Origin of the sequence: Vreelandella sp. F11 (assembly GCF_042466685.1) — a bacterium.
Taxonomy (GTDB): Bacteria; Pseudomonadota; Gammaproteobacteria; order Pseudomonadales; family Halomonadaceae; genus Vreelandella.
In genome coordinates, this window is sequence record NZ_CP170448.1 from 1,175,832 (window position 1) to 1,199,999 (window position 24,168).

Annotated in this window: 22 protein-coding genes; 10 read left to right on the forward strand and 12 right to left on the reverse strand. The window is 55.0% G+C overall.

Going from position 1 to position 24,168, the window contains the following annotated elements; all coding sequences use genetic code 11:
• Positions 1-134: 134 nt before the first annotated feature.
• The 3 genes from ACFIOZ_RS05240 to ACFIOZ_RS05250 all read right to left on the reverse strand — a co-directional run bounded on the left by ACFIOZ_RS05240 (position 135) and on the right by ACFIOZ_RS05250 (position 3,267).
• Positions 135-1,154, reverse strand: coding sequence for a patatin-like phospholipase family protein (locus ACFIOZ_RS05240; protein WP_386082640.1), 1,020 nt, complete (start codon positions 1,152-1,154; stop codon positions 135-137).
• 103 nt (positions 1,155-1,257) lie between these two features.
• Positions 1,258-2,376, reverse strand: a complete 1,119-nt coding sequence (locus ACFIOZ_RS05245) for a CZB domain-containing protein (protein ID WP_386082641.1) — start codon at positions 2,374-2,376, stop codon at positions 1,258-1,260.
• A 168-nt stretch (positions 2,377-2,544) separates the two neighbouring features.
• Positions 2,545-3,267: a murein L,D-transpeptidase catalytic domain family protein gene (locus ACFIOZ_RS05250; protein WP_386082642.1), complete on the reverse strand. Its 723-nt coding sequence runs from the start codon at positions 3,265-3,267 to the stop codon at positions 2,545-2,547.
• A 104-nt stretch (positions 3,268-3,371) separates the two neighbouring features.
• Between ACFIOZ_RS05250 and ACFIOZ_RS05255 the strand changes: the two genes are divergently transcribed.
• On the forward strand, positions 3,372-5,006 hold the full coding sequence (locus ACFIOZ_RS05255) for a L,D-transpeptidase family protein (RefSeq protein WP_386082643.1): 1,635 nt from the start codon (positions 3,372-3,374) through the stop codon (positions 5,004-5,006).
• Positions 5,007-5,103: 97 nt separating this feature from the next.
• On the opposite strand, the gene ACFIOZ_RS05260 is transcribed toward ACFIOZ_RS05255, so the two are convergent.
• Positions 5,104-6,795, reverse strand: coding sequence for a peptidoglycan DD-metalloendopeptidase family protein (locus ACFIOZ_RS05260; RefSeq protein WP_386082644.1), 1,692 nt, complete (start codon positions 6,793-6,795; stop codon positions 5,104-5,106).
• Between the two features lie 419 nt (positions 6,796-7,214).
• Here ACFIOZ_RS05260 and ACFIOZ_RS05265 point away from each other — a divergent pair, with 419 nt between their 5' ends.
• Entirely contained in the window at positions 7,215-8,138 is a 924-nt protein-coding gene (locus ACFIOZ_RS05265) for a LysR family transcriptional regulator (RefSeq protein WP_386082645.1), read from the forward strand.
• A 90-nt stretch (positions 8,139-8,228) separates the two neighbouring features.
• Positions 8,229-9,221, forward strand: a complete 993-nt coding sequence (locus tag ACFIOZ_RS05270; protein WP_386082646.1) for a glutathione S-transferase family protein — start codon at positions 8,229-8,231, stop codon at positions 9,219-9,221.
• Positions 9,222-9,351: 130 nt separating this feature from the next.
• Here ACFIOZ_RS05270 and ACFIOZ_RS05275 read toward each other — a convergent pair whose 3' ends face one another.
• Together ACFIOZ_RS05275 and ACFIOZ_RS05280 are read right to left on the reverse strand one after the other, a co-directional pair.
• Positions 9,352-9,843 carry a PRC-barrel domain-containing protein gene (locus tag ACFIOZ_RS05275; protein ID WP_386082647.1) on the reverse strand — a complete coding sequence of 164 codons (492 nt, stop codon included), beginning with the start codon at positions 9,841-9,843 and terminating at the stop codon, positions 9,352-9,354.
• Between the two features lie 110 nt (positions 9,844-9,953).
• Positions 9,954-10,151, reverse strand: a complete 198-nt coding sequence (locus ACFIOZ_RS05280; RefSeq protein WP_386082648.1) for a CsbD family protein — start codon at positions 10,149-10,151, stop codon at positions 9,954-9,956.
• Positions 10,152-10,402: 251 nt separating this feature from the next.
• Here ACFIOZ_RS05280 and ACFIOZ_RS05285 point away from each other — a divergent pair, with 251 nt between their 5' ends.
• From ACFIOZ_RS05285 to nfi, 3 genes are all read left to right on the forward strand, one after another.
• Positions 10,403-10,594: a hypothetical protein gene (locus ACFIOZ_RS05285; protein WP_386082649.1), complete on the forward strand. Its 192-nt coding sequence runs from the start codon at positions 10,403-10,405 to the stop codon at positions 10,592-10,594.
• An 81-nt stretch (positions 10,595-10,675) separates the two neighbouring features.
• The gene (locus ACFIOZ_RS05290) at positions 10,676-12,391 is read left to right on the forward strand and encodes a DEAD/DEAH box helicase (protein WP_386082650.1); all 1,716 of its coding nucleotides are present in this window, start codon (positions 10,676-10,678) and stop codon (positions 12,389-12,391) included.
• Between the two features lie 136 nt (positions 12,392-12,527).
• Entirely contained in the window at positions 12,528-13,214 is a 687-nt protein-coding gene (gene nfi, locus ACFIOZ_RS05295) for a deoxyribonuclease V (RefSeq protein ID WP_386082651.1), read from the forward strand.
• Positions 13,215-13,240: 26 nt separating this feature from the next.
• On the opposite strand, the gene ACFIOZ_RS05300 is transcribed toward nfi, so the two are convergent.
• Positions 13,241-13,957, reverse strand: coding sequence for a glutamine amidotransferase (locus ACFIOZ_RS05300; RefSeq protein ID WP_386082652.1), 717 nt, complete (start codon positions 13,955-13,957; stop codon positions 13,241-13,243).
• Positions 13,958-14,093: 136 nt separating this feature from the next.
• On the opposite strand from ACFIOZ_RS05300, the gene tpx reads away from it, so the two are divergent.
• Complete coding sequence (gene tpx, locus ACFIOZ_RS05305; protein ID WP_386082653.1) at positions 14,094-14,594, forward strand: thiol peroxidase; 501 nt, start codon at positions 14,094-14,096, stop codon at positions 14,592-14,594.
• Here tpx and ACFIOZ_RS05310 read toward each other — a convergent pair.
• Positions 14,591-15,274: a gamma-glutamyl-gamma-aminobutyrate hydrolase family protein gene (locus ACFIOZ_RS05310; RefSeq protein WP_386082654.1), complete on the reverse strand. Its 684-nt coding sequence runs from the start codon at positions 15,272-15,274 to the stop codon at positions 14,591-14,593. The two genes, tpx and ACFIOZ_RS05310, sit on opposite strands and share 4 nt — an antisense overlap.
• Before the next feature lie 73 nt (positions 15,275-15,347).
• Positions 15,348-16,379, reverse strand: coding sequence for an amidoligase family protein (locus ACFIOZ_RS05315; protein WP_386082655.1), 1,032 nt, complete (start codon positions 16,377-16,379; stop codon positions 15,348-15,350).
• A gap of 156 nt (positions 16,380-16,535) precedes the next feature.
• On the opposite strand from ACFIOZ_RS05315, the gene ACFIOZ_RS05320 reads away from it, so the two are divergent.
• The gene (locus ACFIOZ_RS05320) at positions 16,536-19,070 is read left to right on the forward strand and encodes a mechanosensitive ion channel domain-containing protein (RefSeq protein ID WP_386082656.1); all 2,535 of its coding nucleotides are present in this window, start codon (positions 16,536-16,538) and stop codon (positions 19,068-19,070) included.
• On the opposite strand, the gene ACFIOZ_RS05325 is transcribed toward ACFIOZ_RS05320, so the two are convergent.
• Positions 18,987-19,418: a hypothetical protein gene (locus tag ACFIOZ_RS05325; protein WP_386082657.1), complete on the reverse strand. Its 432-nt coding sequence runs from the start codon at positions 19,416-19,418 to the stop codon at positions 18,987-18,989. The two genes, ACFIOZ_RS05320 and ACFIOZ_RS05325, sit on opposite strands and share 84 nt — an antisense overlap.
• A 76-nt stretch (positions 19,419-19,494) precedes the next feature.
• Positions 19,495-20,523, reverse strand: coding sequence for a J domain-containing protein (locus tag ACFIOZ_RS05330; RefSeq protein WP_386082658.1), 1,029 nt, complete (start codon positions 20,521-20,523; stop codon positions 19,495-19,497).
• Positions 20,524-20,638: 115 nt separating this feature from the next.
• On the opposite strand from ACFIOZ_RS05330, the gene ACFIOZ_RS05335 reads away from it, so the two are divergent.
• Entirely contained in the window at positions 20,639-22,084 is a 1,446-nt protein-coding gene (locus ACFIOZ_RS05335; protein WP_386082659.1) for a hypothetical protein, read from the forward strand.
• 175 nt (positions 22,085-22,259) lie between these two features.
• On the forward strand, positions 22,260-22,949 hold the full coding sequence (locus ACFIOZ_RS05340) for a CBS domain-containing protein (RefSeq protein ID WP_386082660.1): 690 nt from the start codon (positions 22,260-22,262) through the stop codon (positions 22,947-22,949).
• 44 nt (positions 22,950-22,993) lie between these two features.
• Here ACFIOZ_RS05340 and ACFIOZ_RS05345 read toward each other — a convergent pair whose 3' ends face one another.
• Positions 22,994-24,118 (reverse strand): aminotransferase class V-fold PLP-dependent enzyme, encoded by a 1,125-nt coding sequence (locus tag ACFIOZ_RS05345; protein WP_386082661.1) that lies wholly within the window; start codon positions 24,116-24,118, stop codon positions 22,994-22,996.
• Between the last annotated feature and the right edge of the window lie 50 nt (positions 24,119-24,168).

Consider the following 24,168-nt stretch of genomic DNA (forward strand, 5'->3'; position numbering starts at 1 on the left):
TATTTTTTGTTGTGCGTTTTAGCGATAAGTGGTCAGGGCTATGCTGCATGATTGGGCATGCTGCGCTGATTTTGCGGCATCTTGGTGCTAGAAGGGGCGGGAACTGACCATGCGGCCGCTATTTATGTAAGCCGCTATTCATGTAAATAGACGGCATCAATATCAAGAGTGGAGCGATTGCCGATGGCATCAACGTGCTCGCCTAACCAGCGGTCAGCGGCGGCTTGGCCCTGTTCGAACAGGTGACATAGAAAAGCCCACTCGGAATTGGATTTGCTGGAGACAGAGAGTCCCTCAAGTGCCTGCTCACCGCTGATGCGATGAAACAACGCCTGTTGATAGCAGTTTTCAATGCCTTGTTCATCGAGGGCGTGCTTCAGCAGCGCAATCATGCGGATCTCTTTAATCAGTGCTGAGTTAAAAGTGATCTCGTTGAGGCGGTTCATAATGGCTGACGCCGAGGTAGGAACTTCGTTGCGACTGATAGGGTTGATTTGTATCAGTAGAATATCCCGTGCGCTGCACTCCTCCATAAGTGGGAACAGCGCGGGATTGCCCATATAACCGCCATCCCAATACGCCTCGCCATCAATCTCCACCGCCTGAAACATAAAGGGCAAACAGGCGGAGGCCATCACCGCATCAACGCTCATCTCCTCACGGCGAAACACCCGCTGTTTACCTGTGCGTACATTGGTTGCCGCGACAAATAGCTTAAGCTGCTGGCATTGCCGTACCCGCTCGAAATCAATGTGATCAGCCACGATATCGCGCAGTGGATTGATGTTGAGCGGGTTGAGTTGATAGGGGGAGGCCACGCGGCTTAACAGATCCATCGCAATAAAACCGGGCGAGTGATCCAGGCTCCAGTTGCCGGTCAATATATCCAAGGGAGAGCGGCGGATGGGGCTGGTCATGCCCGCACGACTCACCGCTTGCCAAAAATCGTACAGTGCTTGCCGTGCGGTCTCTTTATCGCCTCTGGTCAGCGCATCGGCCATTACCACGCCGTTCATCGCCCCAGCGCTGGTGCCACTGATACCCTCAATTTCAATACGATCATCGGCCAGCAGGCGATCAATGACGCCCCAGGTATAAGCTCCGTGGGCGCCGCCACCTTGTAACGCGAGGTCTAGCTTTTTGACCTTTGCCATATGCTTTTCCCATTGCTGCTGGTGAGGAAATTGGGTTTAGTGACACCAGCATGGCATAGGCGGCTAGAGAAGACGAAAGGCTATTATTAGCGCACTGGATTTTTTAAGGGGCACCTGCAAGCGGCGAGTGGTGGTTGCTTGGGTAGGGCGCCTCAAAGATGGCGTGCTCCATAAGGTTATCCAACTGCAGTGCAAGCTGTTGGCTGGCTTCTTCCATTAAACCCAAGGCGGCTAGTTGGCCATTGCGGTCACCTAGGCGGGCAAACTTAAGCGCTTCAGCACCACTGTCATGCATACGCCGATGCGGCGCCGCCAGCGCTCGATAAGCTTCAGTGCGAGCGTAGCGTTGGTGGCCTTCACCGTGTTGATACCAATGGCCTAAGCGACATTGGTGGTGATCGTCTAGCAGGGTGTCTGTGTTAGCAGACAGTAGCTGCTTATAAAGTCGGCATTTCCACACCGCATGATCAAGCTTAGCAGAGTGTAAAAAAGCAGCGGTGGCGCTGTGATGAATGACCTTATGCATGTGCTGAGCTTGGTCAGCAAGCTGGCTCACTGCCTGTTTAGCTGTTTGCGCCGAGCGGGCAATCTCGTCATCGGCCAAACGTTTTTTCACTACGGCTTGGGAGTGCTCTCTTACCTGACTATTAATTTGCTCCATCAGAAGAGTGAGCTGGTGGCTCAATTGGTGCATATTAAGTGCTAAGCGGTGAACATCGTCAGCAATGGCCGCCAACCCTGGCGCTTCCTGGGTAGCGGCGTCAGTGCTACCCAGTAGACCTTGGCTATGGGCCGTTTCAAGCGCCGTGCTAACCGCTAGCGCTTGGGCGTGGCCCGCATTACGTGCGAGGGCAACCTGCAATTGGCTTAGGGTATGTAAGGTTTTGGCTAGCACTAACGGGGGTAATGCTTCGGCATGTTCAGTGTCGAGGCAGCGCTGATTAAGAGTATTAACCGCTAGTTCAGCAGCGGCGATTAAATTATTAGTCTCCGTCAGTGTGGCGCGCTCTCCGGCAAGATGGTCTGCATATTCCTGAATGCCGCTATTTAGCGCAGCCAGCATATCTGCGCCTCTCGCCTGCAGCATTCCAATCGACTGTGCAGGTTTCATTAAGCTTAACAGGCGACAGCTGGGGGTGGCAGCGTCAAGCTGGGTGCGTAAATCGGCAACCTCCTGCTCCAGGCGACGAATTTTTTGATACGGGTGGATAAAGGTGAACATGGCGGAGACACCTACGGCAGATAGCAATATTTTGTGTTAATTTGTCACAAAGTATTGCAGAGAGTTCCCGCGTACGCCTGATTTAGCGACCGTAAATGATGAAATTGAGCTATCAACAATCTCTTAGACTGAGGTTGTTAGCGCTCACCTTTACCAAAAGTTTCGATATTAGCGACGGGCAAGCTGCGCGGCCTCGGCTGTACAGCCTAGAAACGCTGAAGTAGCAAGCCACTCCGCATCGGGATAATAAGCGAACACATACTGATCCTCTTTGAGGCTATTGATCAGCGGGTAAGTCACGTCTTCACGCACTGCCGGGCAGCCATGACTGCGCCCGAGCCGCCCCGTTTGGGTAATGAACGCATCGCTCACGTAGTCCGCGCCATGGATCACAATAGCGCGCTCAAACGCCAAGTCGTTGACGTTAGGTTCCAGCCCTTCCAAGCGTAGTGAGTAGCCGTTGCGGCCGTAATAACTGTTCATGGTACGAAATAGACCAATGCTGGATTGATGGCTATCGGGAGTATTGGAAAACGTCTCGGCCTGGGCGTCGCCCGACCCCTGGCCGTGGGAGACCAGCTCTTCAAAGAGTAGCTTATGTTGGCGTAAGTCAAACACCCACAGGCGCGGCTCGGTAGATGGCAACGAGTAATCGATCACCGCCAGGCGCTCGGCATTAGGCTCGGCACAGTTTAGGGCTTGGGCGGCTAAACGCAGTGCATCGGGAGATGCCTGGGGGGCGAGCTGCTGCAGTTGGTGGTTTAAAGGCAGTACGCCACGGGGGGGCGTTGAATCAACTTGGGCAAAGAAACTGGCAGCGTGTAGCGGTAATGTAAATAATGTAAAAGGTAAGGAAAATATTAACGTGGCAACATTTAAGCGAAGAGCCATAAAAGTCGATCCTAAAAGCAATATCAGTCATTATGAATGATTAGCCGACTAAGATAAAAACGGGACGGCGATGTGGAAGACTATAGTAACGCAAGGAGAGGGCGATGAACGAGATACAGCCACTAAGACAATGGGCGATAGGGGTCGCTCTATGTCTCACGCTTACCCACAGCCCTTTAGGTATTAGTCAGGCGTATGCGGATTCAGTACCGTTACAGCAGGCGCTGACCCAGCAGTTAAGCAAGGTGGACGCGCACCGATTGCCCATTGCTGAGTTTTATCAACTTCGCGATGGTCAGCCCGCTTGGCAGTCAGCCAGGGCGGTTGAATCATTGGTAGCCGCACTGAACAGTCTGGAAACCGACGGTCTAACACCCGATGATTATCACGCTGATACGCTGCTGGATGAGTTTCAGCGCAGTCAGGCAGGGAGTGAAGCCACCCAGGCGACGTTTGATATTAAAGCGACCCAGTCGCTGCTGCTGGCGCTGGATCATTTAGAGCGGGGCAAAGTGAACCCTCGTGAGATCGAGCCTCAGTGGGATGCACCGCGCCCTGAGCGTGGCTACTCGCTGTTGCGCGTTGTGCATGCTGTCGATGATCGCGTGATTGATAACGCTATCGCCCTGGCTCGGCCCTCATCACCTGAATATCAGCAGTTGCGCGATGCTTTGAAGCAACATTATCAGTTGGTTAGCTTGGGCAGTGTGCCCTTCTTGGCCGCACGGGAGGAGTCGCTTCGTCCAGGCGACGAAGACGACGATGTGAGCGTACTGCGTCAACGCTTAGCGCTGTGGGGTGAAGCTGACTTACAAGTGGCTGACAGCAGTGCCTACCCCATGATTGGCGTGCAGGCGGCGTCTAACCGGCGTACCTTTGATGCCCCCCTGGAAGCAGCTGTAAGGCGCTTCCAGCGCCTTCATTTGCTACAGGAAGATGGAGTGGTGGGCGAACAAACCCGCCTGGCCTTGAATACCTCGGTGTCGTCGCGAATCGACCAACTGCGGGTCAATTTAGAGCGTGCGCGGTGGGTTCGTCCAATGCAGACGGCTGAGCCACGGGTATGGGTTGATATTGCAGGCTACCGGATGCACTACGTGCGCCCTAACGGTCAGCACTGGGATGCCCGGGTGGTGGTAGGTACGCCGCGCCGCGAGACGCCGATTATCCACTCCACGATCAGCCATTTGACCATTAATCCTTCCTGGACAATCCCGCCGACGATAATGCGCGAGGATGTGTTGCCTCAGGTGCGTGCCGATATTGATTACTTATCGCGTAAAAATATCCAGGTGGTGAGCCTCTCGGGTGAGCTGCTAGCGGCCGAGGAGATTGATTGGCAGCGCCCAGGTAGCGTTATGTTACGCCAAGTAGCAGGATCGGCGAACCCTTTAGGTCGCGTCGTGGTGCGGTTTCCCAATGATGACATGATCTATTTGCACGACACTCCCGCGCGAGGGCTATTCCAGCGTGATCAGCGGGCACTCAGTTCAGGCTGTATACGCGTTGAAGGGGTGGCTGAGCTGGCGCAAATGCTGCTGCAAGACACCGGTAGTCGCTACCAAATGAGTTCGCTGTTAAATGGGGGGAGTGATCGCAATGTGAACTTAACCCAACGTATTCCCATTGCACTGCACTATTTAACCGCTTGGCCGAATGCGCAAGGTGAGGTGGAGTTTCGGCCTGATATCTACCGCCGTGATGCAGCGCTACTAGCTGCATTGCAGCGCCCAGTCTAAGGTTGAGTATTTAAAGAATAATGCACACCAACGTAAAACACCGCCTAGTTGAAGGCGGTGTTTTACGTATAAGCATTCGTTATTGGGTAGCGAAGTGCTAGTCGTCGCTTTCCTGCTGATAGTTAGCCACGCTAACCGGCCCGGTTTCGCCGCTTTCCAGCGCAGCTAACATTGGCGCTGCCTGGTTCTGGAAGGCAATAAGCGTGTCGCCGCTCAGGCTGGTGTTTTCGGGCAGGGGAACGGTCATCGCATTCACCGGCGAGTTGTTAACGATGACTTCGTAGTGCAGGTGAGGGCCAGTGCTGCGGCCTGTATTGCCTGAAAGGGCAATACGCTCGCCCATTGTTACACGTTCACCTTGTGTTACCAGCGGACGGGAGAGGTGCAGGTAACGGGTGCGGTAGCCATTGTCATGGCGAATGACGACATAGCGGCCAGCGGCGTGATGGTTGCTCACGCGCTCGACAACACCATTGGCGGGAGCCGTTACCGGTGTACCAATGGGCATAGCAAAATCGGTACCGTTATGGGGGCTGATGCGGCCAGTCACCGGGTGCTTACGGCGTGGATTGAAGCTGGAGCTTAAGCGGTAATTGCCTTCGAATGGGTGGCGGGCAAAGGCGGGATCCAGACTGCCACCCTCTGGTGTGTAGAAATTATCGTCGCTGGCATTACGTACAACGGTTAAGTCCATGCGTTCACCGTCATAATGAACCGCCAAAACGCGGGAATCCAGCGTTTCTCCATCGATCATGTCGGACTCGACCAATACTTGAAAGCGGTCGCCGCGGCGGCTGTCACGCCGAAAATCGAGTTTCTTCTCAAGCAGCTTGGTTAGTTCCGTTACTGAGCCGCTGTTCAAGCCAGTCGCCTGGGCAGAGCGCGCAAAACTACCGCTAACGCTACCCGCATAGAGGCGCTGGACGGGTTCACCCTGGCGTTCAATCGTGGTGATGGCGAAGTGATCAGCATCTTTTTCCAGCAGAATGCCGTCGCGAGTGTTTTTCATCATCCGCAGTGATAACAAACGCCCATCTTCATCCAGCTGATAATCAAAGCTGTGCCCGGCGCGCCAATTGGTTAACATGCGCTGGTCGGGTAGATCTTCAAGCAGAGCCATCACTTCGCTGTAGCCCAGACCTAGTTCATTCTGCGCCAGGACAGCGAAAGTTTCGCCAGATTCAACAATATGTGTTTCCCATTGAGGCACAAACGGCTCTTCTGCTGCCAGCTCCAACTCCAGGAACGATATATCGTCAAATAGCTCAATACCGTAATCCTCATAAGAGGTGGCATCGGCTATTTCAATGGAGGAGGAGTCATCTACATCGAGCATGCCACTGGCTAGTGTGCCCAGCACAATGGCCATGTGCAGCGCGCCATCATCAAGACCGGCACTTTCCAGCACTGCGGTGTTCAGTACCGCGGCATCGCCACCCACAACAGGTTGGTCTGCCATGTCGGCTTCTGCGCTGGCAATCACGTCTAGATCAACGATCTCGGTTGCAGTTAGTTCGCTGAGGGGGATGTTCTCGCGGGTGGCGTCGAGTGCACGTGAAGCGCGGTCGATCGCTTCTGCCACCGGGGTGCGTTCTTGGCGCAGTGAGGGGACGCCCGGTGTAGAGTCACTTGGAAGCGGAACCAGCACGCTTTCAAGCGGTGTTTGCGGTTGATTTAAATCTTGGTATGTCGTTAATAATTTTTGTGTGCCCAGCACTGTGACCATTGTGGCCACGGGTAACAGTAATAATTTATGCGTGCGAGGCAGCGAATGGAGGATTCGCAACATGGGTAAATGGACCGCCGAGTTCGTGATTAAAAGTAACTATAAAGTCGATAAACCCGGAAACCATACCCCATGAGGGCAGGGGTGCATAGACTGTATGCCTATACATAAAACGTAATTAAATACAAAAATGGCAATAATAGGCAGAGATTACTATTTATAAACACCGTTTGCTAACAAATGTAACCAGCAAAGCGTGCTAACTAAATATCTTGAGTTAACTGTAGACGAAAACTACGTTTTTAAAAGCTTAAATATAATTTTTGTCGAATATTTTCCTACCGCTAGCGGCTAATCTTAACCATTTTACAAGCATGGGCGGAAGTGTTGGCTGTTTCCTGGCATCCTAGCCATGTTTTCGAACACAAGTTTTTTCGAACATTAGGCGCATTGTCTCGCTGTATTGCGTTGAGGAAATCGAAATGTCCCGGGTAACACTTTCACAATGGCAAATGTTGGCTGCCGTGGTTGACCACGGTGGGTTTGCGCGTGCGGCAGAGGCGGTACACAAAAGTCCCTCCACACTGAACCATGCCGTTCATAAGTTAGAAGAGCAGTTGGGCGTCCAGGTGTTGGAGCCTATTGGCCGGCAAGTGCGTTTAACTGAAGCGGGCGAGCTGCTGCTTCGGCGTGCGCGCCAACTAATAGAGAGCGCGGCGTCACTTGAAGATGTCGCCACCCGACTGGCGGCAGGTTTGGAAGCAGAAGTGGTGGTGGCAATCGATCAGGTGTTTCCTGCCGCTGCCCAAGCCAAAGCGTTAGAACGCTTTTCTGCAACCTTCCCTCAGGTACGAGTTCAGTTACACGAGAGTGTGCTCAATGGTGGCATTGAAATGCTCTACGATGGCCGTGCAGACCTGGTGGTCTCCGGGATTGAGGCCCAGGGCTTTTTAGGAGAGCCGTTGGTAACGGTGCGATTTGTGGCGGTGGCGCACCCCCAGCACGCGCTGCATCAGCTAGGGCGTTCGTTGGATCTGCGCGACTTGGCTCAGCATAGACAGTTAGTGGTGCGTGATTCAGCACTGCGTCAATCCACCAATGCGGGCTGGCTGAAAGCGGAGCAGCGCTGGACCGTCAGCCACCTTAATACCTCACTGGATATGCTAAAGCGTGGCCTGGGGTTTGCCTGGATGCCGGAAACACGCATATCTGAAGAGTTAAAAAGTGGTCAATTAAAACCGCTGCCTCTGCCTGCGGGCGGTATTCGCGAAGTGCCTATCCAGATGATTTTTCGTGATCGGGATCGGGCAGGGCCTGCGGCGCATGCGATGGCCGCTGCACTGAAACAAGCGGTGGTTAGCGAGTGCGCGCTGCATGATTCGACTGACTCGAATGAAAGACCGTAAAACATCCGCTTGAGCCTCCTTGAAGCGGGCGTATGCTGAAAGCAGTGACGCAATAACTAGAACCCCACAAGACTTTTCAGGAGACGCCCCATGGGACTACTTGTAAACGGCGAATGGCAAGACCAGTGGTATGACACCAAAAAGCACGGTGGCGAATTTGTACGTGAATCCGCCCAGCTAAGAGATTGGGTGGGTGATCAGCCGGAGACAGACGGTAATTGCTACCCAGCGGAAAAAGAGCGCTACCATCTATATGTATCATTAGCCTGCCCCTGGGCGCATCGCACACTGATTATGCGTAAGCTGAAAGGGCTGGAGCCGTTGATCGGCACGTCCCATGTCAGCCCGCTGATGCTCGATCAGGGCTGGACGTACCGTCAGGACGAAGGCGCCAGTGGTGACCCTATTAACGGTGCCGACTTTCATCACCAGCTCTACACCATGACGGATCCACATTATACCGGCCGTGTCACCGTGCCCGTGCTATGGGACAAGCAGCGCAGCGCCATCGTTAATAATGAGTCTGCAGACTTGCTACGTATTTTTAACCGTGCGTTCGATGAATTGACCGGCAACGACCTGGATTTTTACCCAGAAGATCTGCGTGGTGTCATTGATGACGTAAACGCCGATGTCTACGACCACATCAATAATGGCGTTTATAAATCAGGCTTTGCTACAGAGCAGGCAGTTTATGAGAAGCACGTTAAGGCGTTATTTGATGCCCTCGATCGTATGGAAGCACGCCTGGCCGATCAGCGCTATTTGGCGGGTGAGTGGCTGACCGAAGCGGATATTCGCCTGTTTACGACGCTGATCCGATTTGATGCGGTTTATTACGGTCATTTCAAATGCAATTTTAAGCGCATTGAGGATTACCCCAACCTTTCTAATTACGTAAGAGAAATCTACCAATGGCCGGGTGTGGCTGAGACCGTCAATATGGATCACATTAAACGCCACTACTATTACAGCCACGACACGATTAACCCGACACGCATTGTACCCGCTGGCCCACTGCTCGATTTTCAGCGCCCCCATAACCGGGAGCGTTTGCCAGGTAAGGGCGTGCGGCGTAAATAGAGCCGTAGCGCGCTAGTTTTACATTAGGAACTGGCTTGACATGAAAAGGGCCGCCCGATTGGGCAGCCCTTTTTCTAGCGTATAAATCCTGCTAGGAGCGTTGCGTTGTTATTGCACGCAACTGCAACTCTTAGCCATTGTCATCATTAATATCTAACGCTTCACGAGTGCGCTGCCAAGCGCTCTCAGCACCCTCTTGGGTCGTTTGCCAAGCGTCGCGAGCGTTAGCTTTGGTCTGCTCCCACCACTCGTTATTGTAAGCAGGGAAGGCTTCTACTTCTTCCTGGCTCGCTTCGACCATGATGCGATGTTCTGTATCACCATCGGCTTCCGTTTCGGTTTCGAGGGTGAAGTAATCAGTGCCAACAACGATCTCTCGGCCACCAAGGCCAAGTACTGAGCCACTTTCGATCACAATCGCGGTAATGCGCATCTCTTCATCAAACAGAATATCATCAACGTCGCCAATCTCTTCACCGGAACCGCCGGCAAAATAGACTTCTGCATCGAGAATGTCATCGGCAGAGTACATGCCTTGTGGCTCATTTTGGGCATGAGCGCTCATTGCAACGCTGCCCATAAGGGCGGTGCCGATCACGGTTGTCAGGATTGTCTTACGCATAGCGTCTCTCCATGTGGCTACGATAAATGTTACATCGCTTATCGGCTGGTGTTAGCAAGCCGACAGGCTTAAAACAGGAATGGAGTGTTATAGAAGGGGCAGTAAAAACGTTACTGCTTGTCAGCCCAGTCATCGGCTTGGCGCTCTGCTTCGTCTCGCTCAAGGCCGTACTTTTGCTGAAGCTTGCCTACCAACTGATCTTTCTTACCGCCGATCTGATCTAATTCATCGTCAGTAAGCTCACCCCAGCTCGCGCGGGCCTTGCCTCTCATCTCTTTCCATTTGCCTTCAATTTGATCCCAGTTCATTGCATCGCTCCTTGAGAATAGTGAACTTGATTAGGCATCTCTCAGGTTAGACCATATGTGCATGAGTGCAAGCTCCTGTTTCAATATGGTGTAAGTTAAAAGTACTGGTCAGAAGCGAAATGCGATGTTAGGATGCGCCCTCCTCGCATGTGTTGACCCCTCCATCACGACGGTAAGCGTTAAACTGCATAGTTATTAATGAGAGATATTAATAGTTAATCGTAGTGTCGCTTGCGGGAACATCTCGCCAATTGCTAGATGTTCATTGCTGTGTAGATGGCGCGCCTCCAGTATTTCGCCACACGGGTGAAATCGGCGCAGAAGGTCGCCACAGTGGTTGGCCCGCTAACGCGGTGTATGCCAACCGGATGCTAGGTGCGACCGGCGTCTCCGACTCCATTGATGGCTTTGACCGCTATGGCGGTGCCTGTTATCGACAGTGACTGCATTGTTGTGCGATGACAGAGTCAGAGACGCTTATGATGTTTTTTGCCGGTACTTGCCGGCCTACCAAGGTGTGATTAATGACCTCGACTTCTGTCGCTTCGCCGAGCTTCGGCGATCTAGCTCTTTTGCCTGCCGTTCTGTCTGCTGTCGAATCACAGGGCTACCTCGTACCCTCGCCGATTCAGGCGCAAACCATCCCTGCGCTGCTTGAAGGCCGCGATATGTTGGGCCAAGCCCAGACGGGTACCGGCAAAACTGCAGCGTTTGCACTGCCGTTACTGTCACGTTTAGAACTAACTCGCCGCGAACCGCAAGTGTTGGTAATGGCGCCAACCCGCGAGCTTGCTCAGCAAGTAGCTGCCTCGTTTAGTAAGTATGGTCAAAACCTCAAAGGTCTCGAAGTTGCGACTCTATGTGGTGGCCAAGAGTACCGTGAACAGCTGGGCGCCCTTAAGCGTGGCGCGCAAGTGGTTGTCGGTACCCCAGGCCGGATTATCGATCACCTGGATCGCGGCAGTTTGAAGCTTGATGGCCTCTCTGCCCTGGTGCTGGATGAAGCTGATGAAATGTTGCGCATGGGCTTTATCGACGACGTAAAACGCGTGGTCGCCGATACCCCGAAAGATGCCCAGCGTGTGTTCTTCTCAGCGACACTGCCCACTGAAATTGAGCGCATCGTTAACCGCTACCTGGTTAACCCGGTGAAAGTCGCCATTGAGTCTAGCACCACGACCGGCGAAAACATCGAGCAGCGCATTGTGCGCGTTGATGGTGGCGCTAAGCTGGAAGCCTTGTCACGTATTCTCGAAGTTGAACCTGTCGATGGGGCTATCGTTTTTGTGCGCACCCGTGCGGCTTGTACCACCTTGGTTGAGCAGCTAACTGCTCGTGGCGTTAACGCCGCTGGCCTGTCCGGTGACCTCGACCAGAGCCTGCGCGAGCGTACTATTACGCGCTTGAAGCGTGGCAAAGTTGATGTGCTGATCGCCACTGACGTAGCAGCGCGTGGTCTTGACGTGTCGCGTATTACTCACGTTATCAACTACGATCTGCCTCAGGATGCGGAAGCTTACACGCACCGTATCGGCCGTACTGGTCGTGCAGGCCGCAGTGGTATCGCAATTACCTTTGCTGGCTTCCGTGAAGGCCGCAAAGTGGGCTGGATGGAGCAGGCAACCGGTCAGAAAATGACTGAAATGCCGCTACCCGACGAAGCCGCTATCCGTGCCCATCGCGATGACGTCTTCCACCAGCGTGTTATTGCGTCCTTAACGAAGGGCGCTGCAGAGCAGCGTGCTCTGATTGAGCGTCTCATCGAAGAGGGCCATGACCCGATCGAACTGACCTGTGCGTTTGCCGCTATGGCGCGTGCTGATGAAGCACCGATTGGTCGCCTACAGGCACCGCGCAAAGAGAAGCCCTCACGTGATGGTGCGTCTGGCGGTAAGCCGGGAGCACGTCGCGAACGCACTGGTGCGCCGTCTGAAGGCATGACGCGCTATCGCGTATCGGTTGGTCATAAAGATGGTGTCAAACCTGGCCAACTAGTCGGTGCCCTCGCTAACGAAGGTGGCATTGAAGGCGCACGTATCGGTCGTATCGATATTCGCAATGCTTTCTCTGTGGTCGAGTTGCCGAGTGGTTTACCCGCAACGATTCTAACCAAGATGGCCCGTGCCCGTGTGGCCGGTCGCCCGTTGGAAATCAGTGAAGACAGCGCACCGGCTGAGCGCGCTCCGCGCCGTCGTCGTGACGAAGGCGATGCGCCCGTTCGTCGTCGCGAACGCGCCTAAGTCTTTATTCGTGTAAGGAGTCATCAACTGCCGCCAAGCGGCAGTTGAGTAACTCTCAAACGCCCTCGCTCCTTTACTGGTGCGGGGGCGTTTTTTTGCTACCTTGATGATGATTCATCACATCAAGGAGGATGATATGTCAGCACCACTACACGAATGGAATTTGGCGCCTAAAGAGGCGAGGGCTCTGCAAACAGAGCTGTCGAAGCGATTGGAACTTACTGATCGCCTAGCGCCGATAACACATATCGCCGGGGTGGATATTGGTTTTGAAGAGGGTGGCGAAATTACCCGGGCAGCGGTGGTGGTATTGAAGTGGGATCCTGCTACCGCGCCCGATTTAAGCGTTGTGGAGCAGGTGGTGCACCGCGAACCCACCCGTATGCCGTATATTCCCGGTTTGCTTTCGTTTCGCGAAATTCCCGCAGCGCTAGGGGCGTTTGCAAAACTCAGCGTGATGCCGGAACTGGTGATGGTCGATGGCCAAGGGATTGCCCACCCACGCCGGTTAGGGGTGGCTGCTCACTTAGGGCTATGGCTGGATTTGCCTACCATTGGGATTGCCAAGTCACGCCTCTATGGCCAACACGCTGAGGTGGGCGAGCAGCGCGGCGACTGGGTGCCGCTTTACGCGGGGAAAGAGACCCTTGGTGCTGTTTTGCGCTCCCGCACCAAGGTGAAGCCCGTGTATGTATCGCCTGGGCACCGCATCACGCTTGAAACCTCGATGGCCTGGGTGATGCGCTGTTTAGGGCGCACCAAACTGCCTGAGCCAACACGGCTGGCGGATAGGCTGGCCTCACGGCGTGATCAGCGCAAGTAGACGGCTTTTGAGGTTTTTGTCAGAAGCTATACGAACGCCAAAAAACGACGCAGCAGGCTAGTGGCATCATTGCACTCCACAATGTTCGCCAGCAGGGCGTCAGGCTCTTCGCCTTGGTCGCGCAGTGCGGCGCGTTGGCGCTCAAGGTAGGCGCGCATCACTGGTGGCGTGAACTCGGGGTGAAACTGCACGCTCCACTGGCGCGGGCCATAGCGCAGCGCCTGATGGGCGTCGTGGCTGTTGTGGGCTAGCACCGTACAACCTTGAGGCGCCTGCATTACCGATTGAGCGTGGGTCAAGTGGGCAGCAAAGCTTTCCGGTAGTTGGCTAAACAGAGGGTCTTGCTGGCCAGCTTGCGTTAGCCGCACGGTGCGTGTGCCTGACTCGCGGCCCGCCGGATGGTAGTCACTCACGCCACCAAAAGCGGCGGCCATTAACTGATGGCCATAGCAAACGCCCAGCATAGGCATGTCGTTTGCCAGTGCCTGTTGCAGCCAAGGCTTAAGTGCTTCGCTCCAGGGTTCGGCTTCGCTGACCATACTGTGCGAACCGGTAATCACAATGCCCGCGAGTGTATTAAGCTCGGGCGGGCTGGGGTGGCGGGTTGCATCCCATACCTGTAAATCTAAATGTGCCGGTAAGGCCGTGCTAAGCTGCTTTTCAAATAGCGTTTCAAAATCACCGTGCTGGTCGACAACTTCCGGAAAAGCGTCGCCGGTTTTAACGATTAATACACAGGCCATATCACTCCCTCGGTAGGATGAAACGCAAACATTGAACAAAGCTCTTTCAGGAACAGCGCTAAGGCGTGAAGATAGCCTACCATGGCTTTTCAAATGGCCAACACGTATTGATTATTAACCTTCTAAGGAGAGGATAATGCAACAGATTACCCGCGCAGGCGAACCGCTGGATGTCGCTGGCACACTGCCTGCAAAAGGGCAGGCGGCACCTGCGATGACGCTGACCAATACCGAGCTGCAAGACGTTACGCTCGATACCTATGCCGGCAAGCGTAAGGTGCTTAACATCATTCCCAGTGTGGATACGCCCACCTGTGCCATGTCCACGCGTCGCTTTAACGAGCTAGCGTCTAACCTTGCCGAGACCGTGGTATTGGTGGTTTCAGCGGACTTACCCTTTGCAGCCAAACGCTTTTGCGGCGCCGAAGGGCTAGATAACGTCGAAACACTGTCTACTTTCCGCCATCCCGAGTTTCGCGAAGCCTGGGGTGTAGCGCTGTGCAACAACCCTATGGAAGGCCTTTGCGCTCGTGCCGTCGTGGTGCTGGATGCCGATAACCGCGTGCTGCATAGCGAGCTGGTGAGTGAGTTGAAGAATGAGCCGGATTATGAGGCTGCCTTGGCGGTGCTGAGCTAGCGCGGATGGCGCTTAGCATGCCGCTTTGATGCCCTCACCAGCGCGCGAATTAAGCGCTGTTGGGGGCGGTTGAAAATCAACCACTCCGGGTGCCACTGCACGCCAATCAAGAACTCGTGCTCCCGCGACTCAATCCCTTGCACCAAACCATCCCTGTCGCGTGCAACGATTTCAATTCCTCTGCCCGCCTGATAAACGGCTTGATGATGCAGACTGTTAACCCGGCACCAGGTTACCCCTAGCAGGCGGTGTAGCTTACTCGCTCCGACGATATCAACGGTTTTGCGCGGCAGTACGGTGCGGCGCCGTTTTAGCCCTTCATGGGTCGTGTAGATATCCGGATCCAGAGTGCCGCCCAGGTGTACATTGATTAACTGTGCCCCACGGCAAATTCCCAATACGGGGGTATGCAGTGGGATAAAGCGTTCAAGTAGGGCGAGTTCCAGCTCATCCCGTGCCGGGTCTAAGCGAACATCCAGCTGTACTTCCCCACCATAGAGGTGGGCTTGAATATCGTCGCCGCCGCCAATGATTAAGCCGTCCAGGCTTTCAGGCTTCGGGCGCGAAGGGGACAGCCGTAGCGGTTTGCCGCCATGCCGCCAAACGGCAAACCAATCAAACCACCACGCTAAGTGGCTTTTTTGATCAGAGGTGGTAATTCCGATAAGCGGCCGAGTCATGCGTGTCGTTACTCACTGTGACAGAAAATGAAAGGGACTAAGCGGGGTTATATCGCTGGGCTCTCCCGAACGATCAGCGTTTGCGGCGAAGCCAGCGAGCCAGTTTAACCGTTGACCGGGCAAGCTTATCTTTGGCGCGGCTCAACATCGGTCGGTTGTGGTCGGCGATATACTCAGCGCAGCGTGCGAGCAAAACCTCAGAATTAGCGGCCAGTTTCTCAACTTCCACCCAACGATTCCACTCGATCACTGAGCCCCATCCAGGCTGGGAAAGCTGAGCGTTGGGTAAGCGGTAGTGAAAGGTGGGGCGCGGCTTGGTAAGCTGCGTATGCAGCAGTTCATGAGGGTGGTCAGGGCGCAGAAAGGCAAATAGTGGCAGCATGTCCAGCTCACGGTTGCGAGTTGGATTGTGGTGCAGGTAGTCGTCAATCAGCGTATCGAGATCAGGCGAATAGCGGCTATCCAGCACTTTTAGCGCATAAGCTTTGTGAAATGGGTTGGCATGGGGCAGCATCTCACGGGTAATGTCGACTTTGATTTCGTCTCGAAGCCAGCCAGCCAGCAGCAGATAAGCGCGTAGCATAGCGAGCAAGTAGTCAACGTCAAAGCGCTCTACTTCAGGGTTTAGGTGTAACCCGAACCCATACAGCAGGCTGGCATCGGTACCCTTGGCGCCGTGTTTACGCAGAGCTTCAAACAGGGCGTCTAACGCTTCCAGCTCATTCCAGGGTATTGGTGGGCAAACAATTTCGGTCGGTACCAGGCCGGTGACCATATCACCGATCAATTCGCGGGTTTTTTGGTGAAATTCGACTCGCCGCTGATGCTGATGTCGCGCCCACTCGCTATCTTCAGCGAGCGGGACATCGACCAGTGACTTATCGGGATGCGCGTACTGGGTGTCTAGCTCGATATCAAATTCGCCCCAACGGGTATCTTCAACCAGTAGCCGATGGGGGCTTACCACGTTAAGCTCCCCGCCAAACAGCTCGCGTACGATCATCGCCGTGTCCCGGGGTGGCAGGCCAGCGAATTCAATTTCGACGCCAACTTGCCGGATTTTCCCGTGGCTATTTAAGCGATTAGGTGGAGCTTGTAGCGTCATCTCAGCATCCTTGAGGTGAACGTTTAAGCCTCCAGCCTATCATAGTCACGCGTTGAGACTGAGCTTGTGGCCTGAGCTTATGACTAAGTTCAGTAAATTGAAGCGGTGGTCAATGATACGCAGGTCGCCATCCAGGCTAATTTTCAGGAGTAAGGCGTGCGACAGCACTGGTTAATCAATTCACTAATAGGCGTTGTCTTGTTTGTGTTAGCAAGCCTGACAGTGACGAGCATGGCCATCACCCAGGCCCAGGCGCAAGCGGTGTCGCTGCCCGGTCTGAGCAGTGGTTCCGAAGAGCAAACGGCTGAGGTCAGCGGCGAAGAGTTTCAGCGGTCGCTAAATGACGTCATCACCCTGCTCGAAAATGAGCAGCAGCGCAGCGAGTTACTTAAATCGCTGCGCGAGCTCCAGGTCACCGCTGACGCTGCCAGTGAGGATGAGGGCGTGGTGCGCCAAGGGCTGCTGGGTGCTCTTGCCGACACCTTGAGTGACTTGGGTGACCAAGCTGAGGCGGGTGGCTCCCCCATTGATGAGTGGGCGCGCCAACTGGCGCAAGGTGCTGAGGATTTGCGCGCGCTTAACGATGATGCCGACCAGGGCGAGGCCATTCGCGCGGTGGCCGAGGGGGCCGTGCTGGCCTTTATATGGGGGGTACTGCTGGTCGTCATGATTGCCTTTGGGCGTATGGTGGCGACCCGGCGGGAGTGGCCACTGGATCTCCCCAGGGATCCTAAGGGCTGGTTGATGGCAGTGCACTTCTTGCGCCGTATGCTGCCTTGGGCATTGTCGTTTGCAATCACGCTGGGCATTGGTCAAGTGTTGCCCGATAGTCCTGGGCGAACGCTGGTGCTGGTGGTGGCTTATATTTGCGTGTGTGGGCGAGCGCTCTCGGTGGTGTTTGAAACGGTCATCGCGTTCTTTAGCCGTGGCCACCGGTTTACCGCGGTTCAACTGCTTCAACAGCGTGCGCTACGCGGGCTGTTTGTGATTGGTGCCTTAATTGCGTTAGGCGATGCGGTTAACTCCTCTCGTTTGGTGGAAATGCTGGGCAGTGAGCTATCGAGCCTGGTTTCGGTGCTTTCCAATATGTTGGCGGCGCTGTTCGCGGCGCGGTTTATTATCAAATTCAAACGGCCTGTGCGCCATTTGATTTGCAACCGCCCGTTCAAGCAGCGCCGTGATGCCAGTACGGCCGTTGAGATGATTCGCTCCCTGGGTGGTCTCTGGCACATCCCGGCGCTGTTACTGGTGAGTGGTTCGCTGCTGGCGATCTTTATCACCGTGGGGGATGTAGGTACCGCCCTGGCGCGCTCGATTATTTCTGCCAGCCTGTTGGTGCTTACGCTGGTGGTCACTGGGTTATTACGCCGCCAGGCTGAGCGGATGGGCAAGCGTCGTCACCGCCACCGCCAGAGCCAGTACCGTAAGCGTTTGGAGCGTTTTGGTTTTGTGCTGGCGCATATCTGTTCTTGGATGGTATTTGCCGAACTCTCCATGCAAGTTTGGGGCAGTTCGTTCTTTGGTTTGGGCCAGCAGGCGGTCGCCAGTGCACGGATTGGTCAAGCACTGGTGAGCCTTGGCGCCACCGTGCTCCTGGCATGGCTAGTGTGGATCTTTGCCGATACTGCCATTCAGCGAGCCCTGACATCTTCGGCACGCTCTCGAGGGCGGCGAGTTAATCAGGCGCGGGCGCAAACCATCACGCCGATGATTCGCAATGTTATCTTCGTCACCATTTTGATTATTGCCTTCATCGCTGGGCTGGCGAATTTGGGTGTCAATGTCACGCCGCTGCTAGCCGGTGCCGGTGTGATCGGTCTAGCGATTGGTTTTGGTGCCCAGACGTTGGTACAGGATTTGATCACCGGTATTTTTATCTTGATTGAGGATTCGCTGGCGGTCGATGACTTCGTGCAGATCAATAAGCATATGGGTACGGTCGAGGGGCTGACGCTGCGCACCGTGCGGCTGCGCGATTTGGATGGGATTGTGCATATCATCACCTTTAGCCGCATTGAGTCGATTCATAACATGTCGCGCCAGTTTGGCATTGCGCTAATGCGTATCCGCATTCCCTTTGATATGAAAATCGACGATGCGATTACGCTGATGCAGGAGACCGCCCAGGAGCTGCGCCGTGATCCGATGATGCGTCACTACATTTGGTCGCCTCTGGAGATGCAGGGCGTTCAGGGTTTTGAAGATGGTTGCCCCATTTTACGCATGCGTTTTCGCACCGCGCCGGAGATGCAGTGGGATGTCTCCCGGGCGTTTAATCTGCTGCTGAAGCAGCGTATGGAAGATCAAGAGATTGACCTGGGCGTACCGCGTCTCAGCGTTAGTATGGAAGCGCGCGCCGAAGACCGTATGGAGGCTACCGCGGGGACTTCGTTCTCTTTAGAAGAGGAGCCACAAGAACAAGCCGCGCAAGCAAATAGCGCATTTGAGAGCGAACAGGGTAAGGGAGAAGCGACGCAAGCAAGTGATTCAAGCGACGGCCATCATAAGCAACCGGCTCCGCCGAAGCCCGCGCCGCGTCCGACAAAAGCTGAGATCCGCCAGGACGAGCAGGCGCGCAAGCACAATAAGACGGCTAATCGTGCGGCATCACATCGGCAAAAGCCCCAGGCACAGGGCGAGCCCCAAAGCGATACCTATGCCAGCCCCGGCGGCGAACACGGCGATGAGTAGCCATGGGCCGCGCAGGCGGCGCCAGCGGTTATACAGCGAGACCGCGTGGCTAACACGGTCAACCAGTTCGTCGTGACGGGCAATAGCGTGGTCGGGGGGCAGCGAAAAGTCGTTGGCGACATCGCCCTGCCAGTGGGGGCCGTGGCTGAGCCCCAGGCGCGCGCGTAGCCTGCCAATATCGCTGACTGTGTCGTGCAGCGTATCGTAGGTTTCGCGACGTTCGGCAACCGCGAACACCGCCTCGGCATCCTGGCGTAGTGCGCTATGCTGGCAGCTAGCCACAGCTTGGCTGATTTCCTGGTCGTTGGCCTCGGGGGAAACCGCAAGGCGCTGGTACAAATCACGCATAGGGAACTATTGCTTCTCTTGGAACTCGACTCGCGTAGGACAGAGCATAGTGCGAAAGGTATAGCGTTACATGGTCTTAGTAAGTTTGCATCAAATAATCATAGGCGTTTTTAATACGCTGAAACCGCGCTGAAGCCAAGGCGACCTGGTGCTCGCTTTCTGAATAGAAGCGATCCGGGTGGTGGAGCTGCGCCATTCGGCGATAGGCGTGGCGTACCTCTATCCGGGTAGCGCCAGGGGTAAGCCCTAACACTGAAAGCGCCCGCGTGGTGCGGTCGGGTGGCGGCGGTGAAGTGCGTTGCTGGTGATGACGATGCCCTTGCTGGCTAGAGCGTTGTTGATAAGAGTGATCGCGTGAGCGGCGCTGTTCGCGTTCGGCCTGTTCACGCTGCTGTTGCTGCCTTTGTCGCTCCTGCTCCTGGTGGCGTGCCTGTTCCCGCTGGCGCTGCTGCTCCTGTTCTCGTGATTGGCGTGCCTGCTCCTGACGCTGCTGCTTCTCCTGCTGTTTTTGTTGCTTTTGCTGGTGGCGCTGCTCTTTTTTTCGTTGCTGTTGTTCGGCCCGAGCTTGGGCCTGCTGGTACTGCCGTTCAGCCGCCTCAGCCTCACGTGCTTTTCGGGCATGGTAATCTGGGTCGTGGGTTTGCCAGTAGGCATCGCGGCTAGGGTCTTCGGGGCTGGCAAGCGGTGTGCCGGTGAGCTCCTTAAACAGCGTATTTAAGGTCATCGGTGCCACGTTTAGCAAATCAGCCAAAAAGCGCAAAATATAGTGGTTGGCCAGTGACAGCTCGCCGTCATCGGTGGCGACGGTAATGGCTTGATGAAGGACGCTCAGGCTTCGCTCAGCGCCGCACTCTTTGCGAACCACCTCGGCGGCAAGTTGGATCGCCTGAAGGTCTTGGCTATGGGCAATGCTCATGACCGGGCCTAACTCATGCCCGTGGCGAAATTGTGCGGTCACCTGGGCCAAGCGGCGCCGCCGCTGCCCCTCTGATACGTGTTGGCGGTGCACCAGCACCCAGGCCAACAGCAGCAGGGTTGCCGTATCCACTTGGCTACGGCTCTTTAATAGCAGCAGCTCAAAGGGTGAAAAACGGGCAATGGGCATTTCCTAGCTCCACAGACGAAGAGGTAAATAAAGTACGATGGCTTTATGCGGCAACATGATCATTTTTAGCCATGGTATATCATCACGTTAGGCAAAGGAGTAGGAGATTGGTGAGTTGATCAACGTTGAGCGTAAAAACAGCTTTCAACTGCGCCTTACCCGGCGGCTCAAGGAAGAGACATCGCATAACCTCGACGTCTATCTTTTTGTGCCTGGCGAGCTTGGCTTAAGCACACAGCTTATCTCAGAAGAAGCCTTTTATCATGCGGCCATCAATGTCTCACGCACCTACTACAGTGACGAGTATCTCTTACCCTTGGTGCACAGTCGATTGGCCAGTCGTAACCGTCTTGGCAGCGAGTCGTACCGGTTGAGCCTAAGCCTCTATGCTTACCAATACGTGGAAGCGATGGAGCGAACTACTCGCTCAATGCTAGTGAGTGCCAATAAGCTGCGTCATGCTCGCCAAGAGGAGCGGGATGAGAACAGCGAAGTACAAGAGAGTGCCGACGCCCTGCGTGATCAACTGCATGAAATGATCGACTTAAGCGACGGTATTCTTAAGCGGCTGCGCCGCCATAAGCCCGATGATGAAAGCTTTAATAAGTACTTTGCCAATATCGATAACTACCTCTCATGGTTTACCGAACAGCAGTTGCTGGCGCTGATCGCCCATATGCCTCGAGGGGGAGAGTTTACCGATATTCGACGCCGTTTCATCAGCGTCTGCCATCGTGAGGATGAGCATCGCCGTGAACAGCAGTACAACGCTGAGCGGGTCATGGCAGACCCTACGCGCATGTCGAATAAAATGCGCCTGCTGCGACGGTTGATTGAGCACCCGATTACGCTGAAGCAAGAGGCCTTGGAGTTGGGCGGCGGCGAGCAAAAAGCGGTCAAAGCGCTTGCCACCGCCGTGGTGATGGCCTTTGTATCGATGGGCGTGCTGCAGTTGCGTAGCGCCTTGGGCGATATCACTGCGCTTTTTGTGCTAGCCATGGCACTGCTCTATGCCATGCGTGAGGTCTTTAAGGATGATTTGCGCAATACCCTGTGGCGCTGGCTGCGTAAAGGCCGCCCCAAATGGCGCCGCCAGTATTTAGACCCCACCCGCAATGCCGCGGTGGGACGCCAATTGGAGTGGTTTGATTATAAACGCTTTGCTTCATTGGCCGCTGATATCCAAAAGATGCGCCGCCGCACGGTCGCTCAACGTGAAGAAGTGGTGCTTCACTACCGTTCAAGTTCACGTATGTCCCCCACGCGCTTTTTAAGCGGCTACGAGCACACCCGCGAAACGCTCAATCTGGATATCTCCATGCTCACCCGGCTCATGAGTAAGGGCAAACATCATATCTACCGCCTGAAAGATGGCCAGGCAGTGCGTGAGGGGGTCGAGCGCCGCCATCTGTTCAATCTGGTGATTCGGGAAACAGGCAGCGAAGATACGCCCTATCTCGCTCGTTGGAAGGTCGTCGTTAGCCGTTCGGGCATTGTCGATGTGGAGAAAGTCGAAGAGAGCAGTGGCATGCGGGAGAAGAAAGAAACCAGTGAGGAGTAAATAAGCCCCCATAAACTGCTCCAGATCAATACCGCCTCAATGTGTTCCTGGTGATCACTATCCAGCATAGGCAAATTGCCCGCAGCGAACTAGGCTCAAAGAACAAGCAGGACAACCTGCATCTGCGAATCAGTCTTTAAAATGCGTATTAAGGGCTGACGCAAGGAGGAGAGCCATGCAAGCTATCGACATTATGACGCCCAACGTGGTCAGCGTGGGCCCTGATACAGAAGTGCGCGACATTGCCCAACTGCTACTCAAGCACCGTATCAGTGCTGTGCCTGTGGTGGATGAGGATCGCCAACTGATTGGCATTGTCAGTGAAGGCGATTTAATGCGTCGGGTAAAAGATGACGGAGGCCATCGCGACGCCTGGTGGTTAACGCTGTTTGCCGGTGGCAAGGATGCGGGTGACTATGTAAAGTCCCACGGCCGAAAAGCCCATGAAGTCATGACGGCCAACCCGCTATCCGTCGCGGAAGATACGCCGCTGCACACCATTGCGCGCATGTTGGAAAAACACCATATCAAGCGGGTGCCTGTGCTGCGTGAAGGCAAACTGGTGGGCATTGTCAGCCGCGCTAACCTGCTACAAGGGATCGCCAATGCCGCGGTAGCGCCGACCCAATCACCCTCAGATGATCGGCAGATTCGTGAGGCCATTCTCAAAGAGGTTGAGAATAATACCGGTGTACAGGTCGAAGGCATTAGCGTGATTGTGGATGGCGGTGCGGTAGAGGTTTGGGGGCTGGTCGAATCCCATGAGCAGAAGCAGGCGGTATCAGTGGCAGCGGAAAACGTACCAGGGGTCACGAAGGTTGAAAACCACCTGGGTATGATGCCGCGGGGCGTGGGATATATGTGACTTTAGCCCGCTATTTTTATAGCGGGCTACTCCTTCCTGACACTTTAAACCACTGATTTAATCGCCTGCTCCAGGCTGGTTACGCTGCGCTCTGTGTGGTGGAGCTTATCGAGTCCAAACAGGCCAATGCGGAAGGTTTGGAAGTTGTCACCTTCATCACACATCAGTGGTACGCCGCCCGCCACCTGAATACCCGCCTGGGCAAGTTTGCCCACCAAGCCGCTATCGTCGCTGTAGCACACCACCACGCCAGGGGCTTCAAAGCCTTCCGCTGCAACGCTGACAAAACCGTAGCGTTTAAGCATCGCGCGGACTTCCCGGCCAATCGCTTGCTGCTCCTGTTTTACCTTGGCAAAGCCGTAACCGCGGGTCTCCTTCATGATATCGCGCAACTGCCGCAAGGCATCCGTGGGCATGGTGGCGTGGTAGGCGTGCCCGCCATTTTCGTAGGCCTGCATGATGCTGTGCCACTTGCCTAAATCGCAGGCAAAGCTGTTGCTCTGGGTCTCGCTCAAACGCTGGGTGGCACGCTCTGAGAGCATCACCATGGCGCAGCAGGGTGAGCCGCTCCAGCCTTTCTGCGGTGCGCTGACCACCACATCAATGCCCAGCGCCTGCATATCCACCCACAGGGTGCCCGCCGCAATAGCGTCCAGCACGAACAGACCACCTACCTCATGAGTTGCTTCGGCAAGCGCCTGAATATAGTCGTCCGGAAGCAGCAAGCCAGCGGAGGTCTCCACTTGCGGGGCAAACACGACGGCAGGCTTCTCGCTACGAATTTTCGCCACGGCCTCATCAATGGGCACTGGCTGAAAAGGTGAATGCGGATCATCGGCATTCAGGCGCCGTGCTTTAAGCACCGTGTGCTGTTGGGTTAAACGCCCCATCTCAATAATTTGCGTCCAGCGGTAGCTGAACCAGCCATTGCGAATGACCAGGGTTTTCTGGTCAACGGCAAACTGGCGCGCCACCGCTTCCATTCCAAAGGTACCGCTCCCCGGTACGATGACCGCAGCGTGGGCGTGATACACCTCCTTAAGCGTGGCGGAAATATCCCGCATCACACCTTGAAACTGCTGTGACATATGGTTCAGCGAACGGTCGGTATAGACCACTGAGTACTCAAGCAGGCCGTCGGGGTCGACGTTGGGCAGTAAGCCAGCCATGGCGTTCTCCTGGTGTTAGAGACAGCTAGTTAAACACGCGCTTTAGCGGC

Bases quoted from the DNA above. Each gene is read 5' to 3' on its own strand.
- ACFIOZ_RS05240 (WP_386082640.1), bottom strand. From the start codon at position 1,154: ATGGCAAAGGTCAAAAAGCTAGACCTCGCGTTACAAGGTGGCGGCGCC.
- ACFIOZ_RS05245 (WP_386082641.1), bottom strand. From the start codon at position 2,376: ATGTTCACCTTTATCCACCCGTATCAAAAAATTCGTCGCCTGGAGCAG.
- ACFIOZ_RS05250 (WP_386082642.1), bottom strand. From the start codon at position 3,267: ATGGCTCTTCGCTTAAATGTTGCCACGTTAATATTTTCCTTACCTTTT.
- ACFIOZ_RS05255 (WP_386082643.1), top strand. From the start codon at position 3,372: ATGAACGAGATACAGCCACTAAGACAATGGGCGATAGGGGTCGCTCTA.
- ACFIOZ_RS05260 (WP_386082644.1), bottom strand. From the start codon at position 6,795: ATGTTGCGAATCCTCCATTCGCTGCCTCGCACGCATAAATTATTACTG.
- ACFIOZ_RS05265 (WP_386082645.1), top strand. From the start codon at position 7,215: ATGTCCCGGGTAACACTTTCACAATGGCAAATGTTGGCTGCCGTGGTT.
- ACFIOZ_RS05270 (WP_386082646.1), top strand. From the start codon at position 8,229: ATGGGACTACTTGTAAACGGCGAATGGCAAGACCAGTGGTATGACACC.
- ACFIOZ_RS05275 (WP_386082647.1), bottom strand. From the start codon at position 9,843: ATGCGTAAGACAATCCTGACAACCGTGATCGGCACCGCCCTTATGGGC.
- ACFIOZ_RS05280 (WP_386082648.1), bottom strand. From the start codon at position 10,151: ATGAACTGGGATCAAATTGAAGGCAAATGGAAAGAGATGAGAGGCAAG.
- ACFIOZ_RS05290 (WP_386082650.1), top strand. From the start codon at position 10,676: ATGACCTCGACTTCTGTCGCTTCGCCGAGCTTCGGCGATCTAGCTCTT.
- nfi (WP_386082651.1), top strand. From the start codon at position 12,528: ATGTCAGCACCACTACACGAATGGAATTTGGCGCCTAAAGAGGCGAGG.
- ACFIOZ_RS05300 (WP_386082652.1), bottom strand. From the start codon at position 13,957: ATGGCCTGTGTATTAATCGTTAAAACCGGCGACGCTTTTCCGGAAGTT.
- tpx (WP_386082653.1), top strand. From the start codon at position 14,094: ATGCAACAGATTACCCGCGCAGGCGAACCGCTGGATGTCGCTGGCACA.
- ACFIOZ_RS05310 (WP_386082654.1), bottom strand. From the start codon at position 15,274: ATGACTCGGCCGCTTATCGGAATTACCACCTCTGATCAAAAAAGCCAC.
- ACFIOZ_RS05315 (WP_386082655.1), bottom strand. From the start codon at position 16,379: ATGACGCTACAAGCTCCACCTAATCGCTTAAATAGCCACGGGAAAATC.
- ACFIOZ_RS05325 (WP_386082657.1), bottom strand. From the start codon at position 19,418: ATGCGTGATTTGTACCAGCGCCTTGCGGTTTCCCCCGAGGCCAACGAC.
- ACFIOZ_RS05330 (WP_386082658.1), bottom strand. From the start codon at position 20,523: ATGCCCATTGCCCGTTTTTCACCCTTTGAGCTGCTGCTATTAAAGAGC.
- ACFIOZ_RS05340 (WP_386082660.1), top strand. From the start codon at position 22,260: ATGCAAGCTATCGACATTATGACGCCCAACGTGGTCAGCGTGGGCCCT.
- ACFIOZ_RS05345 (WP_386082661.1), bottom strand. From the start codon at position 24,118: ATGGCTGGCTTACTGCCCAACGTCGACCCCGACGGCCTGCTTGAGTAC.